At 47.0% G+C, this 18,869-nt stretch carries 15 protein-coding genes; 2 read left to right on the top strand and 13 right to left on the bottom strand.

Going from position 1 to position 18,869, the window contains the following annotated elements:
- Positions 1 to 157 precede the first annotated feature (157 nt).
- The 13 genes from GWI56_RS21285 to GWI56_RS21225 all read right to left on the bottom strand — a co-directional run bounded on the left by GWI56_RS21285 (position 158) and on the right by GWI56_RS21225 (position 15,951).
- On the bottom strand, positions 158 to 1,741 hold the full coding sequence (locus GWI56_RS21285) for a methyl-accepting chemotaxis protein (protein ID WP_198573999.1): 1,584 nt from the start codon (positions 1,739 to 1,741) through the stop codon (positions 158 to 160).
- Between the two features lie 450 nt (positions 1,742 to 2,191).
- Positions 2,192 to 3,175, bottom strand: coding sequence for a formate dehydrogenase subunit gamma (locus GWI56_RS21280; protein WP_105250559.1), 984 nt, complete (start codon positions 3,173 to 3,175; stop codon positions 2,192 to 2,194).
- Positions 3,176 to 3,254: 79 nt separating this feature from the next.
- Positions 3,255 to 3,824, bottom strand: coding sequence for a formate dehydrogenase FDH3 subunit beta (gene fdh3B / locus GWI56_RS21275; RefSeq protein WP_105250558.1), 570 nt, complete (start codon positions 3,822 to 3,824; stop codon positions 3,255 to 3,257).
- 29 nt (positions 3,825 to 3,853) lie between these two features.
- Positions 3,854 to 6,706, bottom strand: a complete 2,853-nt coding sequence (locus tag GWI56_RS21270; protein WP_198573998.1) for a molybdopterin-dependent oxidoreductase — start codon at positions 6,704 to 6,706, stop codon at positions 3,854 to 3,856.
- 17 nt (positions 6,707 to 6,723) lie between these two features.
- Entirely contained in the window at positions 6,724 to 6,924 is a 201-nt protein-coding gene (locus tag GWI56_RS21265) for a twin-arginine translocation signal domain-containing protein (protein ID WP_105250556.1), read from the bottom strand.
- Positions 6,925 to 7,320: 396 nt separating this feature from the next.
- The gene (locus GWI56_RS21260; RefSeq protein WP_113940318.1) at positions 7,321 to 8,349 is read right to left on the bottom strand and encodes a formate dehydrogenase subunit gamma; all 1,029 of its coding nucleotides are present in this window, start codon (positions 8,347 to 8,349) and stop codon (positions 7,321 to 7,323) included.
- Positions 8,350 to 8,398: 49 nt separating this feature from the next.
- A complete protein-coding gene (gene fdh3B, locus GWI56_RS21255) occupies positions 8,399 to 8,995 on the bottom strand; it encodes a formate dehydrogenase FDH3 subunit beta (RefSeq protein ID WP_006083566.1) in 597 nt (198 codons plus the stop codon).
- A 26-nt stretch (positions 8,996 to 9,021) separates the two neighbouring features.
- Complete coding sequence (locus GWI56_RS21250) at positions 9,022 to 11,874, bottom strand: formate dehydrogenase subunit alpha (protein WP_113940319.1); 2,853 nt, start codon at positions 11,872 to 11,874, stop codon at positions 9,022 to 9,024.
- 24 nt (positions 11,875 to 11,898) lie between these two features.
- Positions 11,899 to 12,090: a twin-arginine translocation signal domain-containing protein gene (locus GWI56_RS21245; RefSeq protein ID WP_173497707.1), complete on the bottom strand. Its 192-nt coding sequence runs from the start codon at positions 12,088 to 12,090 to the stop codon at positions 11,899 to 11,901.
- A 177-nt stretch (positions 12,091 to 12,267) separates the two neighbouring features.
- Positions 12,268 to 12,945 carry a molecular chaperone TorD family protein gene (locus GWI56_RS21240; protein ID WP_198573997.1) on the bottom strand — a complete coding sequence of 226 codons (678 nt, stop codon included), beginning with the start codon at positions 12,943 to 12,945 and terminating at the stop codon, positions 12,268 to 12,270.
- A gap of 10 nt (positions 12,946 to 12,955) precedes the next feature.
- Complete coding sequence (locus tag GWI56_RS21235; RefSeq protein WP_173497947.1) at positions 12,956 to 14,617, bottom strand: 4Fe-4S binding protein; 1,662 nt, start codon at positions 14,615 to 14,617, stop codon at positions 12,956 to 12,958.
- A gap of 189 nt (positions 14,618 to 14,806) precedes the next feature.
- Entirely contained in the window at positions 14,807 to 15,487 is a 681-nt protein-coding gene (locus GWI56_RS21230) for a DUF3306 domain-containing protein (protein ID WP_173497706.1), read from the bottom strand.
- Entirely contained in the window at positions 15,487 to 15,951 is a 465-nt protein-coding gene (locus GWI56_RS21225; protein WP_105250549.1) for a DUF3305 domain-containing protein, read from the bottom strand. Before GWI56_RS21225 ends, GWI56_RS21230 begins: the two co-directional genes overlap by 1 nt.
- Positions 15,952 to 16,288: 337 nt before the next feature.
- Between GWI56_RS21225 and GWI56_RS21220 the strand changes: the two genes are divergently transcribed.
- Positions 16,289 to 17,161: a formate dehydrogenase accessory sulfurtransferase FdhD gene (locus GWI56_RS21220; protein WP_198574000.1), complete on the top strand. Its 873-nt coding sequence runs from the start codon at positions 16,289 to 16,291 to the stop codon at positions 17,159 to 17,161.
- Positions 17,162 to 17,230: 69 nt separating this feature from the next.
- Positions 17,231 to 18,136, top strand: coding sequence for a helix-turn-helix transcriptional regulator (locus GWI56_RS21215; protein ID WP_006083558.1), 906 nt, complete (start codon positions 17,231 to 17,233; stop codon positions 18,134 to 18,136).
- Positions 18,137 to 18,869: the final 733 nt, after the last annotated feature.

Raw genomic sequence — 18,869 nt, 5'->3', positions numbered from 1 at the left:
GCAGATGATGTAGGTTCTTGGAATAGCCCCTTCCAGGGGCAAGTCAAAGCCGCCTTCTAAGAAGGCGGATTCTTTACATTTCATCTAAAAATCTGACAGCCCAATAATTTTTGTTATTAGGCCGCAGATTTAAAAGCTTTTTTCAGGGAGCCTAAACCTAAAGCTTAAAATGCGAGACCACGCCGACGAGTTGTTCCTTCGTCGCGGCCAAAGAGGTTGCGCTATTGAGGGTGGCTTTACCGCTTTGATTCAGTTCATCGACCATTTCACGAATGGTGGTCAGATTACGATTTATCTCTTCGGTCACAGCGCTTTGCTCTTCTGCTGCGGTGGCGATTTGATTACTGAGCCCATTAATATCGAACACATAAGTGGTCAGGGTATCAAGGTTTTCCGTCACTAGATTGGTGGTATCGGCGGCTTGCTGGCAACTGTGTTTGGTTTGCTCCATTGCGGTTACGGCGGCATTGGCACCAAGATAAAGTTGTTCCAGCATCTGGTTGATTTCTGCGGTACTTGCTTGCGTGCGCGCGGCCAGTGAGCGAACTTCATCGGCGACAACAGCAAAGCCTCGACCTTGTTCACCTGCACGGGCGGCTTCGATGGCTGCATTAAGCGCTAGCAGATTGGTTTGATCGGCAATTTCACCTATTACATTCAAAATCGCGGCGATATGACGGGTATTTTCGTTCATATCATTAATCGCATCAGCGGCGACATCGACTTTAGCGACCAAGGCAATCACAGTGTCGGCAGCTTGTTCGACGGCTTTCTTCGATTTATCCGCTTGCGCATTTGCTTGTTGAGTAAACTGGGCTGCGGATGCAGCATCACCCGCGACATTATGGGCCGTGGCGCTCATTTCAGTCATGGCTGTCACGACTTGGTCGGTTTCAACGGCGTGGATTTGTAGTGCATGATTATTGGCATTCGACTGCACATTCAATTGCCCTATTTGGTCGGACATATGATCCGAGGCTTGGGCAATTTCAGACATAATTTCACGTAGATTACCTATCACACTGTCGAGATCTTCTGCGAGTGAGCAGAGCTCATTTTGTCCTTTAATATTTGTTTTATGAGTTAGGTCGCCATGGGCAAGACGTTCCATTACCCGTTTTATCTCATTGATTATGTGGACGAGTTGTTTACTCATAATGAGGGCGCTGAAGAGTGACGCTACAATCGCGAACAAGATCAATCCCAGTAGGATGCTTTCTGTTGAGGTGACTTTATCTTCAGCTTGTTTGCCTAACTCATGATTTCTCTGAGTGATCAGCGTGACTAATTGGTTGATTTGATTACTGACCTTAGGCCCGAGCGCAGCACGCTCAGCGGTTAGCTCAGGTACTGCTCCAGTTTGTTTAGCGAGTGCCAGTTCTTCTTGGTAGAGACGAACATAATGTTCTGTTTGTGGTAAAAGAGTGTGAATAGCTTGAGCATCAGCGCCCATGAAGTCGGTATTAAATTTGGTCAGTTGAGAGACGAGTTGTGCAACCTTATGTTGTTGATCTGCGATAGCTTTACTGTTGTGGACTAAGGTGGCTAAGCGCAGCTCAAAAAAGGATTCTCGTACTGTAGTGAAAGTTTCTGCGAGCTGAGTGTTGTCGACTAGGCTTTTACTGGTCTCACCGAGTTCGTTAAAACTGCGATAGCACGAAATACCTATGATGATCAGTAAGATACTTGTAAACACTGATGGCAATGCCGTCAATGTACTGGTTTTGGCATTTTTAAACATGGTGACCTTCTAGGATAAAAAGCAGCAATGCGTAATTTAATTACGCTATAGGTAATTTTAGCGTGCGCGTGAGTTAGCCAGCAAGAGAGTATTTTATGGAAATCTCTACTAAGATACTGTTTTTAATTGAATTGTTTTATTGGTGTTGCATCTGGTTGGTTGCTAAGTTACGAAATGTTGTGTTGTTTAAATTCAATTTTTATCTATATGATTGTTTTTATTATTAAATAACTATGATACATGCAATTTTTTTACAGTGATTTAGCATTTAAATTGGTCTTTGTGATCTCGTACTCAAATGCTACAAATGATTCAAAATGTAATTCAGACATATACTTAAAGCCGATGACTCATGCTGAAATAAAAGCCCCCGCCAGTAGTGATTGACGGGGGCTCTACGTTTGCTAGTGGCTAAGTATTTTTTGGAATACCTACAACTAGATTCCAGTCTTATTCTTTATATTTAAGCGTGCCGTTGGCTTTGATTTCATCAAACCATAGGTTGTGATGTTGGCTGGCCCAGTTTTCATCACAGTAGCCTGACACCATACATTCCATACCACCTTCTGACATCACAGTTGCCATGAAGATGTGTACGATAGAGAAAGCACAGATCACGATAGCGCTCACTGAATGCAGTACCAGTGCGATCAAGCTTAATGTACGGCTTGGCTCGAACAGGTTAGGGAAGAGTAATAACATGCCCGAGGCCGAAATCACTAATCCAAACAGGGCAAATGCCCAGAACCACATTTTCTCGCCCGCGTTAGCAAAACCTGCATCTGGGTGCTTACCTTTGAACGGACCAAAGTTAATGTAACCGCCTACTACCATGAACCACTTTACGTCGTACATTTTTGGCAGTTGGTTTTTCGCCCATAGGGTGGTCATCAATGCCCAACCTATCATGAAGGGAATCGCCATCACGTCATGGATTTGCTTCGCGCCATAGACGATTGCTTCCCAGATGCCTTCGCCCAACCAAGGTTGGAAGAAGAAGCGACCCGCCAGCAAGGTTAAGCCTGTTAAAATCAACAGTAAGCATGGAATCGCGCCTAACCAGTGGATTGAAACATCAAACTTAGACCAGCGATGCACTAACTTGCCTGAAAAACCATGGTGCAGCTTGGAGATGCCATTCACCTTGATAAATAGGACAAAGATAATGATCATACCGAATAGTGCTGCCATTAAGGCGGGCGCTAACCAGTCGCTACGCAGCTCCAATACCCGTAAATCATAGGTATTGATCGGCTGAGCATGAAACTCACTTTGGGAGGTAGTGTATCCCGTGGCACCATCCTTCAGTTGCGCCCAAATTTGGGCATCAGACTGTTGAACTTGATTCGCCAGTTCATCACCACCATTGGCTATACACACAGCACTAAATAACAGTGCTATGGCTAAACCTATGTGTTTGAACCATTTGTTCATCATACATCCTCTCTCACTTAGTCGCGCCCACCTAGATAGGCGCTAAGCTAAGTCTGTGAACAGATCCTGTTGACCTGAATTAATTCCAAGCCGCGTTTTTAGCACCACGATAAGCCACACGCTCACGGAAGATGCTTGAAACCACTTCGGCATCACCCGCTAACAGGGCTTTAGTCGCGCACAGTTCTGCACACATAGGCAGTTTGCCTTCGGCAATACGGTTTGAACCGTATTTTTGGCGTTCTGCATCTGAGTGGTTTTCTTCTGGGCCACCGGCACAGAAGGTACATTTATCCATCTTACCGCGGCTACCAAAGGCACCTTTTTTCGGGAACTGAGGTGCGCCAAATGGACAGGCGTACAGGCAGTAACCGCAACCAATACAGGCATCTTTGTCGTGTAGCACTATGCCGTCGTCGGTTCTGTAGAAGCAGTTTGCTGGGCAAACCGCCATACAAGGTGCATCTGAGCAATGCATACAGGCGACAGAGATTGAGGCTTCACCACGTTGACCATCGTTGATTGTCACTACGCGGCGGCGTTGGATCCCCCACTCGAGAGCGGAGTCGTTTTCGTTTTTACAGGCAGTGACACAACCGTTACATTCGATGCAGCGCTTGGTATCACACAAAAATTTCATTGTAGCCATAATGGCAATTCTCCTAGCTTAAGCTGCACTTACGCTTTAACAATCTGACAGAGTGATGCCTTGGTTTCCTGCATTTGTGTCACAGGGTCATAACCATAGGTCAGCGCAGTGTTACAAGATTCACCAATAACGTAAGGCACTGTTCCCTCTGGATAATTAGGCGCTAAACTTTCTCCGTGCATCACACCCGCAAAGTGGTATGGCATAAAGGTAACGCCGGGTTTTACCCTTGGGGTAACCATGGCTTGTACCTTAATACGGCCACCTTCGGCGCCTTCTAACCAGACATCGTCACCGTTACGAATGCCGCGATCGGCAGCGTCGGCAGGGCTTATCTCAACGAACATTTCCTGTTGAAGTTCAGCCAGCCAAGGGTTGGAGCGAGATTCTTCACCACCACCTTCGTATTCAACCAGACGACCCGATGTCAGTACCAGCGGGTACTTGCCGCTCATGTCTTTGTCTTGGATAGACTTATACAGCGTAGGGAGACGGTGTACTTGCATGTCGTCATAGGTTGGGTATTTCGCCACTAAGTCACGACGTGCTGTGTATAACGGTTCACGGTGTACAGGGACTTGATCAGGGAAAGTCCAAACAATACAACGAGCTTTAGCATTACCAAAGGGGATACAACCGTGCTTGATCGCCACGCGCACTATGCCGCCTGACAAATCTGTTTTCCAGTTTTTACCTTCGGCTTCCGCTTTTTCTTCCGCCGTCAGATCATCCCACCAACCCAATTGTTTGAGCATATCGGCAGTAAATTCAGGGTAACCGTCTTGAATTTCAGCGCCTTTAGAATAAGTGTCATCGGCTAAAATGCTTTGACCCTTATATTCAACACCGTAACGGGCGCGGAAGTTACCACCGCCGTCTTTAACGTGTTTGGCTTGGTTATAGAGGATCTGAGTGCCTGGGTGTTTAGCTTCTGGCGTACCCCAACATGGCCAAGGTAAACCGTAGGTTTCGCCTTTAGCTGGGCCGCCTGCGGCTTCCAACGTCTTGTTGCTGAAAGTGCCCCAGTTTTGGGTGTGTAACTTGATACGCTCAGGGCTTTGACCTGTCATACCGATAGTCCACATACCGCGGTTGATTTCACGGGTGATTTCTTCAATCACAGGTAAACCATTTTCAATCGCGATGCGTTTAGTGTACTGCTCGGCAATACCCAGTTTTTGGGCTAAACGGTACATGATTTCGATGTCGGTTTTAGACTCGAACAGTGGCTCGATGACTTGCTCACGCCACTGGATAGAACGGCCTGAGTTAGATACTGAACCGTGAGTCTCAAACTGAGTTGCCGCAGGCAGCAGATATACGCCATTCTTACGACGGTGCATAACACCTGCCATCGTTGGGAATGGGTCGACAACGACGACTGTGTCCATCTTGTCTAAGGCATCACGCACTTCACGTTGACGGGTTTCAGTGTTGACCGATTGTCCCCAGAAAAACGCCATACGGATATTATCTTTCTGCGCTAACTTGCTCTTATCTTCTAACACACCATCGTGCCAACGAGAACAAGGAATACCCGGTGTCGTCATTGGATCTTTGCCAAGGTAGGCTGTTTGATCGAAACGACTTTTCACCCATGCCATGTCCAGATCCCAAACATGGGTCCAGTGACTCCATGCTGCAGAGGTCAAACCGTAGTAACCGGGTAAGTTATCAAATAACAAACCTAAGTCAGTTGCGCCTTGTACGTTATCGTGGCCACGGAAAATGTTAGTGCCGCCACCTGAAACGCCCATGTTGCCCAGTGCTAATTGCAGAATACAATAAGCGCGAGTGTTGGCATTACCCACGTGGTGTTGAGTTCCACCCATACACCAAATCACAGTGCCAGGACGGTTATCAGCCATTAATTTAGCCGCTTGATAAACCTCGGCTTCGCTCACGCCAGTGATGTTTTCGACTTCTTTCGGTGGGAATTTCTTCACTTCAGCACGGATACTTTCCATCTCGAAAACGCGGTGCTTGATAAAGGTTTTATCTTCCCAACCATTTTCAAAAATGTGCCATAACATACCGTAAATAAAAGGAATGTCAGTGCCTGGGCGAATTGCACAATGCAAGTCTGAATGCGCTGCAGTGCGAGAGAAACGTGGGTCAACGACGATGATTTTGGCGTTGTTTCTTTCTTTAGCGATCAGAATATGTTGCATCGAAACGGGATGCGCTTCTGCTGGGTTTGCCCCGATCAGGAAGATGGCATGAGCATTCTGGATATCGTTGAAAGAGTTCGTTTGCGCACCGTAGCCCCAAGTGTTAGCAACACCGGCTACCGTGGTAGAGTGACAAATACGAGCTGAATGGTCGACGTTGTTTGTGCCCCACATAGCCGCCAACTTGCGGTACATGTAACAACCTTCGTTAGAAAACTTAGCGCTACCCATGAAGTACACTGAGTCTGGGCCAGATTCTTTACGAATGTTGAGCATTTGGTCGCCCACTTCGTTAATAGCATCTTCCCAAGAGATTTTTTTCCACTTGCCATCAACCAATTTCATTGGATATTTCAGGCGTTTTTCACCATGACCATGTTCACGCAGTGCAGCACCTTTCGCGCAGTGACCGCCAGCGTTAAATGGGTGGTCGAATGCGGGTTCTTGGCCCGTCCACACACCATTTTGTACTTCGGCATACAGGCCACAACCGACGGCGCAGGCACTACAAATAGTACGTTTGATTTCGATTGGCGCATCATGCGGCACTTCTTTGGCTTCGACACGACGCATCATGCCTGTGCCCATCAGAGATGCTGCGGCAATACCACCTGTGGCGATACCTGCGTGCTTCATAAATTGACGACGGCTGATGCCTAACGCCGGTTTGTCTGCCACTGTGGCAACATTGGACTTGCGAGTTAACTTCATCGCTGACTTCTCCTAGATTAGCTGCGCAAGCTATCGTAATAGCTGCTGATATGCGCAGTTTCGTGGTAACCCTTTGACTCTTTAGTGGTTACCTTGCTGCTCTCGCTGACCTGTGCCACGCTCATGCCGGTTGCGGCAATGGCGGCACCCGCTACGCTGCCGACGGTGAGCGCTTTGAGCAAAGATCGGCGAGATAAATCGCTGGGTTGCTGCTTCATGCTGACTCCTGAAATTAGGGTTTAGTTTTTGAGATCGCACGGCTTTTTGTGGGGTTCATCTTGTTATCAAAAAGTGAAGATTAGCGGCGGAAAAGATAATGAAATCATCTTGTTTACCATCAATCATCGCGCGTGACGGCAATATAGTAGGAAAGGGTTGAGTAGGAATTGATCTAGGACAGTTTGCAGCCCTGAAATCGGCGGCCGTTCTCTTAAAGCGTTAACTCGCTCATAGTTTAGTGAACTACTAGGGAAGAGGGCGTTGGCGGATTTTTGTATCTCGCTGTTTCAGTTGTTAATTTTTTGTACTGTTGAATTAATGCGAGGGGTATCAGTGCGAATAAAAAACACCCCGCGAGGCGGGGTGTTTTGAGGATGTAAAAGCTGCGGTTTAACTTAGTCTTTATACTTTAAGCTGCCGTTGGCTTTGATTTCGTCATACCAGAGATTATGGTGCTGGATTGCCCAGTTTTCATCACAATAGCCTGACTTCATACACTCCATACCGCCTTCGCTCAGTACGGTCGCCATCCAAATATGCACTATAGTAAAGGCAATCAAGATAATGGCGCTGATAGAGTGGATCAGCAGCGCGCCCATAGAGGCTTCGCGGGGTAAATCCAAGCCTGGCAATACCAACATGATGCCAGATACGCTGATGAATAAACCAAACAACATCAGGGTCCAGAACCACATTTTTTCACCGGCGTTAGCGAAACCACTGTCAGGGTGCTTACCTTTGAACGGGCCAAAGTTGATATAACCACCTACCACTAAAAACCATTTCAAATCATACATCTTGAAGGTTTGTAACGGCATCCATTTCACCACACATACAGCCCAAGCCGCGATAAAAATGGGACCTGCCCAATCGTGGATTGTTTTGCTGCCATAGATCAATGGCGCCCAAAGGTCGGGGCCTAACATTGGCTGTATGACATGCTTACCTAACATTATGGTTAGACCGGTAAACATCAGTGCCAGACAGCTGCTCGCCATGATCCAATGGATCCACAGATCCGCCTTTGACCAGCGCGAAACCATCTTGCCTGAAAAGCCATGACTCAGTTTTGATGGACCATTCACCAGATAAAACAATAAGAAAGCACCAAACACACCTACCACGGCTAGCGCCATGACGGGGGTTAAGTATTCATTTCTCAGTTCTTTACCTTGGTTACCGGCAACGTTAATCAACACCCCAGTATCTATCCCTTTGGCAGTGGTATAGCCGGCATCGCCTGCTTTTACCGCTCGCCAAAGATCGGCATCGCTGGTTTGCGCTTTCGCCTGTTGTTGACTCGATTGCTGATCACTTGCGTGTACTGGGTTTGAGCTCATGACTGAACCTAATCCCAATCCCATGACGAGCACCAACAGAGCAAACAGACTGCGCAGTGATTTGTTTAACTGTTTGTTTAACATTTTCACTCCTTGCCAGAGGTTAGGGATTTCTCCCTAACCCTCGCTCTGCTTAGTTAATCTCACCTGTCTTGGGGTTGTAACCCCAAATCACGTTAGGATTGCCTCGAGAGGCCATACGTTGACGGTAAATGTTTGATACCACTTCCGCATCACCTGCGAGCAGCGCTTTAGTAGAACAAAGCTCAGCACACATAGGTAACTTGCCCTCAGCAATACGGTTGGCGCCGTATTTTTTACGCTCAGCTTCGGAGAAGGTTTCTTCTGGGCCACCGGCACAGAAAGTACACTTGTCCATCTTGCCACGACTACCAAAGGCAGTCTTTTTCGGGAATTGCGGTGCACCAAATGGACAAGCATAGAAGCAATAACCACAACCGATACAAGTATCTTTATTGTGTAGCACTATGCCATCTTCGGTACGGTAGAAACAATCTGCCGGACATACGGCCATGCAGGGAGCGTCAGTACAGTGCATACAAGCCACTGAAATTGAGGCTTCGCCAGGTAGACCATCGTTGATCGTCACCACGCGGCGACGTTGAATTCCCCACTCGAGAGCGGAGTCGTTTTCGTTCTTACATGCAGTGACGCAACCGTTACACTCGATGCAGCGCTTGGTGTCACACAGAAATTTCATGACTGCCATAATGGCTTATCTCCTCATCAAGTAGGTTAGGCTTTGCTGATTTGGCATAGGCTGGACTTAGTTTCTTGCATCTGAGTCACAACGTCGTAGCCATAAGTTAAAATGGTGTTTGCAGATTCGCCTATCACATAAGGCACTGTGCCTTCTGGATAGTTTTTCGCTAGGCTTTCGCCTTCAAACACCCCTGCAAAGTGGTATGGCATAAAACATTCACCGGCAATAACGCGCGGTGTCACCATAGCCTTAACCGTGATTTTGGCGCCTTCTGGACCATGAACAAAAACATTGTCACCGTCGCGAATACCGCGATCCGCTGCATCTGCAGGGTTCATTTCGATGAACATTTCTTGTTGTAGTTCAGCTAACCAAGGGTTAGAACGGGATTCTTCACCACCACCTTCATATTCCACTAGGCGGCCTGATGTGAGTGCCAATGGGAAGTCTTTAGCAAAATCCTTGTCTTGAATTGACTTATACAGTGTCGGTAAACGAGCAACCATACGATCTTCGTAGGTGGGGTATTTAGCGACTAAGTCACGACGAGGCGTGTAAAGTGGTTCGCGGTGGCGTGGAATATCGTCTGGGAATGTCCATACAATACAACGAGCTTTAGCGTTACCGTAAGGGATACAGCCGTGCTTGATAGCAACACGTTGGATACCGCCGGAAATGTCAGTTTTCCAGTTTTTGCCTTCGGCGTGTTTTTTCTCGTTTTCGGTCAGGTCATCCCACCAACCTAATTGCTTAAGCATATCGGCGGTAAATTCAGGATAGCCATCTTGGATCTCACTGCCTTTAGAGTAAGTACCTTCGGCAAGAATATTATTGCCTTCATGTTCCACACCATAGCGAGCACGGAAGTTACCGCCACCGTCTTTCACATGTTTGGCTTCGTTATACAGAATCTGGGTACCAGGATGTTTCATCTCTGGTGTGCCCCAACATGGCCAAGGTAAGCCGTAGGTTTCGCCTTTGGCAGGACCGCCGGGGGCTTCTAAGCTGTCAGCATCAAAAGTACCCCAGTTTTCTTGGTGCATTTTTAAACGCTCTGGGCTTTGTCCGGTATAACCGATAGTCCACATACCTGTGTTAAATTCGCGGGTGATATCTTCAATCAAAGGCTCTTCACCATTGACTTTAATATGCTTGAATAGCTCTTTATCTATACCCACTTTTTTGGCGAGTTTGTACATGATCACATGATCAGGCAGGGATTCGAACAGGGGTTCTATGACCTTAGAACGCCATTGTACTGAGCGGTTAGTCGCAGAGATTGAACCGTAGGTTTCAAACTGGGTTGCCGCAGGAAGTAAATAAACCCCATCTTGACGTTGGTGCATAACACCCGCCATGGTTGGGAATGGATCGACAACGACGACGGTATCCATTTTATTTAAAGCTTCACGCACTTCACGGCCACGGGTTTCAGTGTTGACCGATTGTCCCCAGAAGAACGCCAGACGAATATTGTCTTTTTGCGCTATCTTGGTTTTATCTTCTAACACGCCATCGTGCCAGCGCGAACAAGGAATACCCGCAGAAGTTTGCGGTTTTTGTCCTAGATATTCGCCTTGATCGAAACGGCTCGCTACCCAATTAGGGTCGAGATCCCACACATTATTCCAATGGGCCCAAGCGCCAGTCGTTAAACCGTAGTAACCCGGTAAGTTATCAAATAACAAACCAAAGTCGGTTGCGCCTTGCACGTTATCATGGCCACGGAAAATGTTAGTGCCGCCGCCAGGTACACCCATGTTGCCCAGTGCTAACTGTAAAAGACAGTAGGAGCGAGTGTTCGAGTTACCCACGTGGTGCTGAGTACCACCCATACACCAAATAATGGTGCCGGGTTTGGTTTCTGCCATCATTTTGGCGACGCGGTACATCTGCGCCTTTGGTACACCCGCAACTAACTCAACTTCTTCAGGGGTATACTTCTTCACTTCCTCGCGGATACGATCCATGCCATAGACACGGTGTTTGATAAACTCTTTATCTTCCCAGCCGTTTTCAAATATGTGCCATAACAGGCCATAAATGAAGGGGATGTCTGTGCCAGGACGGATATGCACGTACTCGTCAGATTTCGCTGCAGTACGGGTGAAACGTGGATCAACAACGATGATTTTGGCACCGCGTTCTTTACCAATCAAAATATGCTGCATGGCAACAGGATGCGCTTCACTGGGGTTTGCCCCAATAAACATGATGCACTTAGAGTTGCGAATATCGTTGATTGAGTTGGTTTGCGCACCGTAGCCCCAAGTGTTAGCAACACCGGCTACCGTGGTAGAGTGACAAATACGGGCAGAATGGTCGACGTTGTTCGTACCCCACAATGCCGCAAATTTGCGATATAAATAAGCTTGTTCGTTAGAGAACTTAGCGCTACCCATAAAGTAGACTGAATCTGGACCTGACTCTTGACGAATTGAAGCCATTTTATCGCCGACTTCATTAATCGCTTGATCCCAAGAGATCTTTTTCCATTTTCCGCCTTCTAACTTCATGGGGTATTTCAGGCGTTTTTCGCCGTGACCATGTTCACGCAGTGCAGCACCTTTCGCGCAGTGACCGCCAGCGTTGAACGGGTGATCGAATGCGGGTTCTTGACCCGTCCATACACCATTTTGTACTTCTGCATACACACCACAACCTACGGCACAGTGAGAACAGATGGTACGTTTGACTTCGGTGGGAACATTATGGCCAATATCTTCTTGGGCCTGTGCTTTACGCATCATGCCTGTGCCCAGCATGGACGCCGCAGCGATCCCTCCTGTGGCAAGACTTGCCGATTTTAAGAATTGACGACGATTGAGACCCAGTGCTGGCGCTTTAGCTTCGACAACCTGGTCTGTTTTGCGGGTTAATCGCATCACACACTCTCCTCTATTTTAGTTTTAAAGCGACGCATAATAGCTACGAATATGGTCGGTTTCGCGGTAGTTCTCACTTTTAGGCTCTGTGGTTGCTGCCGTTTTTGTCGAAGCTAACGCTTGACTACTCACAGTGACCACTGCGCCTGTCGCACTGCCGAGTGCCAATGCTTTAAGCAATTGACGACGGCCCATGTCGGAAGCTGGCTTCTTCATAGTGTCTCCTTGTGTTACTGGATAAGGTGGTATAAACGGCTACCACCTCGGTTATTGTGGAAGCCTAAGCTTCCGTTATTGTTGCTAAGGTAAACATTAATCTCACCTTCGCAGTTTGAACTCATCTCTAACATTTACATTTAGCACGCACATGCCGCGCTATCACTCAGTTTAGTCTTAGTTCATTAACTCTACTGGTTTTGCTAAATCGCTGGTGGCTGGCTGTAAGTCTGCGCTGCCTGGGCAATTGACTGGAATATCTAAGCTTAATTGCTCAAAAGCACTGGCTTCCATTGCAAAAAACGCTTTTGCTAGCTGTGCAACCGTGGCGTAAAACGCCGCACTTGGCGCCTTGGCTAAATTATCGCAAAAACGGCCAATCCAGCTGCCGATATGGCGTTGGTAAAAAGCCAATTGGCGATAACTTGGCGCTTCTAAAATCAGGGTTCCCATCACTTCACACAGGGCTGCAACGTGATCTTCGGGTTCCTTGACGTTGTCTTCGCGTTCAAACCCCAGTTGCATTAAGTCTTGGCGTAGCAATGCCAGTGGTTTATCCATCAATGAGCCCGTCATAAACCAGCTGCCGTAGGGCAGGATCTCACCGCAACCTACACCGAGGAACAGGGCAAAATACTCGTCTTCTAGTTGTGCGCTGTTGAACTGCTGTGCGGCGAGTTGGAGTGATAACCAAGCTTTAGTCATCTCGTTGTCTTCATTGGCATCAATTTCAAGATTGGCCAAAAAGTGTAGCAGTTCAGGGCTTGGCTGACGGCGCAATAGGGCGGCTAACAGTTGATAGATATCGGCTCTCAACTGATCGTTTTCTGAAGCTTGTCTTACTGATTCGGTCATAGCGGATCTCTTATCGCAGTTGCTTTTCAGGATCTTGAAGAATGTCTTCAAACATGTCTTTTACCCGGCAGTCGCCACACATTTTCAAGCGTTCAATATTGGCAGAAAATGCGCTGTGCGCGCCGACCATATCCAGCATCCGATGCACCATAGATTGGGTCGCAAAAGGAGAGCCGCAGCGAATACATTCGAAGGGGGCTTCTTCTTTCAGGGTGTGTTGTTGCTGACGGGCAGCTTTATTAAAGTTAATTTGCGGGGTAAGGCTTATCACTTTTTCAGGACACGCTGCCTCACATAAACCGCATTGCACGCAGTTTTGCTCAATAAAGTGTAGTGAAGGTTTGTCGCCACCATCTTGTAATGCCACGGTTGGGCAAATTGCCACGCAGGACATACACATAGTGCACTTTTCTACATTTACACTGACTTTGCCAAAGGGAATATTGCTGAGGCTGAGGCAAGTATCGATTTCACCCGCTTGGCTATTGAGGTGGTCGATCGCTTCAAATAGCGTATTGCGTTTAGTGGTCGACGCAAATGCGGCGGGCACGATCACGGGCCAATCTAAGCTGATATCGAGCATCGAATCTAAATCGGCAAGCATGCTTGGGTCGATGAGGCTGATACGTTGCGGCTGACCCATCTCATCTAAAATACTGTTGGCTAAAGAAAGTTCGCCTTTAAGCATTTGCGTTAGGGTTGGCGCTGTTGCATCGGTGTTGAGGATCAGCACTTGGCGCGCGCCCCAAGCGAGTACTGACAACCAATGATCTACGCTAGCAACGGTAATTTCTTCGAGGGCAACGGGGAGGATGTCGCCTGCTAAATCGTCACTAATAAAGTTGGCGCCGACGGCATTATCGTGGAACAAAATCACCGGTGCGGTTTGTGCTTGCTCGCGGAACCGACTAACAATTTTGTTCAGGTATGAATGCAAAGCTTGCGGCGTAGGTAAATCGTAACTGATAGCACCCGTTGGGCAAGCGCTGGTACAACTGCCTGCGCCGTGGCAAAGATATGGATCGATTTCAATTTTCTTTGCGACACTGCTGATCGCATCTGCTGGGCAGAAGTTGAGGCAACGATTACAACCATTGATGCCATTGCGGTCGTGGGCACAGATATCTGGGTTAATTTTGACGTAGCGCGGCTTATCAAATTGGCCGATGAGATCGGGAATTTGCGCAAGGGCATCTTCGAGTTTTTCAGCGTCTTGGCCTACGTAAAAATAGCCGGGTGGCAGCATTTCTAAGTTCAAACAAGCTGCGCTGCTCAAATCGAGCACGATATCGAAATGGGGTTTACGGATTGACACTAAACTGAGTTCGGCTGCACCATCTTGATGTTCAACACTGACTTGAAATTGGCCTAAAAAGCCTTTTACGCCAATGAGTTTGTTGTAATAGCTTTCGACATCAGTTGCCGCTGCCATGACACGTTCTAGGTGTGCTTCATCTTGGCTGGTAATGGCTTCGTTGGCTAAAATCACCCTATGGGCCATAGTGGACAATTTGTCCGCGGCAAGGCGAGCCAGATCTTCTGGGCCAATAATAAGAACATTGCCTTCGGTGGTATAGCTGACAGTTGGCGGGATCAGATTCTGCAACATCTGAGTTTGCGTTAATACCTGTTGTCGCGCTTGTTTTAACGCTTCTTGGGTTTGATTGGTCATCAAATAAGTGCTCACATTGCGTTCCTGAACAGTACTTTGGCTGTTTCTTGTTTTACTGTATCTGGGCAGATTTAGGCGGCTGGTAATAAGTAAGTCATTGCCTTTTCTGCTTTTATCTAAGCTTTTTTATATCTTAGTACAGCAATTCACATACCAAAGTTACGGACATTAAAATTAGCTAAACTGACGTTAAACAACTCGGGTATGTACCTGAGCTAAGGGCTCTGGTGCATTTTGGGGTAGGTCATCAGTCTCCCCATCCAAATTGTCCGTTATCGGCTCAGCTGCCCATTCGACTTCGACTTCATTAGTCTCATGAGTTGTTGTTTCGCTTACATCAAGACTCGTGGATGGATTGCTTTCTTCAGTTTGTTTGGCTAAAACAGCTGATTCTTCATCCGAGGTCTCGCTGTCTTCGGCTATGTAACGGAAGACTTTTTGCATCAATTCAGCTGAGACTTCTGCACTGAGTTTCGGTTGATTACTGTAATCGAGTGCATATTCCAAAAGCCCATCTATCTCGTTGAAATGCGGTTGTTTCCACAGTGCACGTAGCGCTGCAGATTTAGCCGCAGGGTCAACATTGGCGCCCATAAAACTCGCAAAGCTGCCGCCTACTTCAATTTCGTCTGGATTGGGTAAATCCGCTGCAGTGAGGATGCGATTAGGATCGTCATGCTCTGCAGTATTAGGTTCAATGGCTGACTCTGTGGGTTGAAGCTGCTCAACTGCCATAGTGGGCTCGGCTACGATGGTCTCCTGAGGTGTGATTTCCCCGTTAGCCTCTCGCGCTTCCTCTGCTGCAACTTGTTCGCGCCGTTGGTTCCAGCGACTCAGTAGCCCGCCTGTTTTTTGTATGGATTCAGCCATTAGTCCCTCCGCAATGGATCGTGACTCGGGCCTTGATTATTACGGCCATCGACATGTTTACGGCGATGAGCGGCAATTTCGACTTCACCATATTGGGTGATAAAGGCTTCAATCCAACAAGCGATAGCTTTTGGCATCAATAAGTTGAGGACAGGGGTATTGCCCTCAAGACAACCCGCCGCGACATTCTGATCCGCCGATAATGCCGCCGGTATCCAAGTGCCATCGGCCGTTTCATCACATACTAAATACAGCATGGCGTTATCTAAATCGAGATTGAGGCGATAGCTGGCGCGTTCGTCTTTGTGCAGTTCGAGTAGCACTAAGGTTGCATCGTCTGGGGCTTGATGGGTGGCGGGAAGTAGGTGATCAATTTCCCATTGTACTGAGGTCCAGCGGCCAACTTGCTTCTCTACTTTCTTGAGTGAAACGTACATAGGCCAAACACTAGTTGTATGTTGCATTGTCTCTCCGTCTCAGCCGTGTTGATGGACAAACCGTAGAGTGAACGGTTCGGTTTTACCAACAAATTGCGATAAAAGGTCACTGCAATATTGGTGCCAGTAAACATAGTGGATTAGTTTGAGCTAGATCATCAAAAACACCCTGTAAATTGGACATTTTGTCCAGTACAGGATTTTGTTTGGGACATAAAAGGGCTAATGAAAAATCAGCATTGCGGCAGATCACGCATTTAACCCCAATTTTTATGTCTAGGTATAAATATTGCTATGCTCTGGCCATGACTCGTTAAGCGGTAACATTATGATCTCTGAAAATATCACTATTCCTGATAACAACATGAGCACAGATAGCGAAATAGCGGTAGCCAATCCTTCTCAAAAAACTCAGCATCAGTGTTCTTTTGTGAGAACTCAAGTGGAAGTACCGCTAACCATTGCTGTAAAAGCAGTGAATGAAGCTGGGGAAGTGTTGGATAAATTTGTCGCCTGCGAACGTCCGCTTACCGTGTATTTGAACTGGCGACCAATAGTGACACTTATGACCCTAGGGGCGAAACCTGAGTCACTGGCGTTAGGTTATCTTAAGAACCAAGGCTTTATTTCGGATGTGAGCTTATTGGACTCGGTTATTGTCGATTGGGATGTGAGTTCTGCAGCCGTGGTTACCCGTGAACAAACCGCCGATCTGGATGAGAAACTCTCCGAAAAAACGGTGACATCAGGCTGTGGTCAAGGCACTGTTTATGGCCGTTTTATGCAAGATTTAGACGGCATCAATTTACCAACGCCAAGTCTTAAGCAAAGCACCCTTTATAGCTTATTGAAAAATATCAATGAATATAACGAAACCTATAAAAATGCGGGTGCTGTGCACGGTTGTGGTTTGTGCGAAGACGATAAAATTATGGCTTTTGTCGAGGATGTTGGCCGTCATAATGCCGTAGATACTTTGGCTGGGGATATGTGGCTGACTCAGGATCGCGGCGATAATAAGATATTTTATACCACTGGTCGCTTAACTTCGGAAATGGTGATTAAAGTCGCTAAAATGGGGATCCCTATTTTGTTATCACGCAGTGGCGTGACTCAAATGGGCTTAGCACTAGCGCAGCAGCTGGGTATTACTATTATTGCCCGCGCCAAAGGTCGTCACTTTTTGGTGTACCACGGTAGTGAAAATCTGCAGTTTGATGCCAATACCGCTCCTTAGCCCCAAGTTAGCTAAGACAGTAATGCTAAGACTTACATGCAGTAACGAAGAATAAGACAAGGAAACAAGATGACGTCTGCCAGTGAATTGGTCTACATGAGCGCGAAGCAAGTGGCTGAGTATTTAGATCTTAATGAGAAAAAAGTCTACGCCATGGCTAATGACAGAATTCTCCCCGCCACTAAAATCACCGGTAAATGGCTATTTCCGAAAGTGTTAATCGACCGTTGGGTAATGGATTCTTGCCACAGTGGCATGCTGACCGACCGTTTATTGATCACTGGTAGTGACGATCCACTATTATCTATGCTGGTGGCGCGTTTGATGGCGCAAGTTGGTAGCCGTGAGTTGATAAGCTACAGCGCAACAGGTTCACGCTTAGGGTTAGAGTTGCTTGCTAAAGGTTATGCCGATGTGTGCACCTTACACTGGGGTAGCATGGAGGATAGAAATATTCGCCATCCAGCTTTACTTAAAGGTTATAACAATCATCAGCAATGGATCATGGTGCATGGTTACTCCCGTCAGCAAGGGTTGATCATGCGTGCCGATATGCACCACAGATGCCAAGAAGAAGATAAAGTCGTGAACTTGCCTTGGCGTTGGGTGAGTCGTCAGGGGGGCGCAGGTAGCCAACAGCACTTAGAGCATTGGTTGTTAAAGCAAGGTGCTCGCTTAGATCAACTTAATGTCGTGCTAACTGCCTATAGTGAACGCGAGTTGGCGGGTTATATCGCTAGGGGGGATGCCGATATTGGTTTTGGTTGTCAATCTGTGGCTTTGGAAAGTGGTTTAAGTTTCGTGCCGCTGATTAAAGAGTCTTTCGATTTCGTTATGCCGCAAAGCATTTACTTCCGTCGTCAACTTCAACAACTTTTTACTATGTTGGCGAGCGGTCACTCGAGGCAAATGGCGGCACTACTTGGTGGCTATGATCTTACAGACTGTGGACAACTGCTATGGAGTGCGAGCTAATCCACTCAACTCGATAATGGATTAAGGTGAATAGAGTTGAATGGTCTCTGAACTACTTATTACTGCTACTACATGCTGATATCTAATGTAGTCAGCTACTAACGAATAAGTATCAAAGAGACCCTCTTTCTATTGCGGATTACGTCGTTTCGACTTTCTATGGTGGGTTGGTGGGAGGCAACTACTATATATAGGTAAAGTATCTTTATCGCCAAATACACTCAGAGTGTCATCTTCTTCTGTTGTTCCCCGTCATTCTCCCATTAACGACTCTATATAAAAGTGGAGGTGAGATATTCCGGTTCGAGCAGCCGTTATTCTCATTTAAATCTGATAGCATTCATGCTCATGATCCCTTTGTCTTGATACTGTACGCTGGTAATTAATTGGGTCAAATTACAGATAAAGTGCTATTTTGTGGATAACTTTGGGGGTAAGTGGTGGGTATCTTGTGGCTAGATTAGATAATTAGAATTAACTGCAAATTTCCTTAAAATAGGGGTTGCACAAAATCTTCTGCTCCCTATAATGCGCATCCACTGACACGGCAGGCAGCGAAAGCCAGCTGACGAGTTAGGTTGAATTGAGTCGCTTTTAAGCACTTAATTCAATCGCAGCAAGAAGTTGTAAAAAACTCCTTGACGCGAAACGGGAAGTGCGTAGAATACGCAGCCCTAGCCAACTGGAAGCGTTCGGCGCTCAGTGTGGTACTCAAGTTCTCTTACGAATATTG

It is taken from the genome of Shewanella sp. DW31 (assembly GCF_015767295.1).
In the GTDB taxonomy this organism is placed as follows: Bacteria; Pseudomonadota; Gammaproteobacteria; order Enterobacterales; family Shewanellaceae; genus Shewanella; species Shewanella oncorhynchi.
Note: the sequence above shows the minus strand (reverse complement) of the source record. Positions and strands in the feature narration are given on the sequence as shown.

Bases quoted from the DNA above. Each gene is read 5' to 3' on its own strand.
- GWI56_RS21285 (WP_198573999.1), bottom strand. From the start codon at position 1,741: ATGTTTAAAAATGCCAAAACCAGTACATTGACGGCATTGCCATCAGTG.
- GWI56_RS21280 (WP_105250559.1), bottom strand. From the start codon at position 3,175: ATGAACAAATGGTTCAAACACATAGGTTTAGCCATAGCACTGTTATTT.
- fdh3B (WP_105250558.1), bottom strand. From the start codon at position 3,824: ATGGCTACAATGAAATTTTTGTGTGATACCAAGCGCTGCATCGAATGT.
- GWI56_RS21270 (WP_198573998.1), bottom strand. From the start codon at position 6,706: ATGAAGTTAACTCGCAAGTCCAATGTTGCCACAGTGGCAGACAAACCG.
- GWI56_RS21265 (WP_105250556.1), bottom strand. From the start codon at position 6,924: ATGAAGCAGCAACCCAGCGATTTATCTCGCCGATCTTTGCTCAAAGCG.
- GWI56_RS21260 (WP_113940318.1), bottom strand. From the start codon at position 8,349: ATGTTAAACAAACAGTTAAACAAATCACTGCGCAGTCTGTTTGCTCTG.
- fdh3B (WP_006083566.1), bottom strand. From the start codon at position 8,995: ATGGCAGTCATGAAATTTCTGTGTGACACCAAGCGCTGCATCGAGTGT.
- GWI56_RS21250 (WP_113940319.1), bottom strand. From the start codon at position 11,874: ATGCGATTAACCCGCAAAACAGACCAGGTTGTCGAAGCTAAAGCGCCA.
- GWI56_RS21245 (WP_173497707.1), bottom strand. From the start codon at position 12,090: ATGAAGAAGCCAGCTTCCGACATGGGCCGTCGTCAATTGCTTAAAGCA.
- GWI56_RS21240 (WP_198573997.1), bottom strand. From the start codon at position 12,945: ATGACCGAATCAGTAAGACAAGCTTCAGAAAACGATCAGTTGAGAGCC.
- GWI56_RS21235 (WP_173497947.1), bottom strand. From the start codon at position 14,617: ATGACCAATCAAACCCAAGAAGCGTTAAAACAAGCGCGACAACAGGTA.
- GWI56_RS21230 (WP_173497706.1), bottom strand. From the start codon at position 15,487: ATGGCTGAATCCATACAAAAAACAGGCGGGCTACTGAGTCGCTGGAAC.
- GWI56_RS21225 (WP_105250549.1), bottom strand. From the start codon at position 15,951: ATGCAACATACAACTAGTGTTTGGCCTATGTACGTTTCACTCAAGAAA.
- GWI56_RS21220 (WP_198574000.1), top strand. From the start codon at position 16,289: ATGAGCACAGATAGCGAAATAGCGGTAGCCAATCCTTCTCAAAAAACT.
- GWI56_RS21215 (WP_006083558.1), top strand. From the start codon at position 17,231: ATGACGTCTGCCAGTGAATTGGTCTACATGAGCGCGAAGCAAGTGGCT.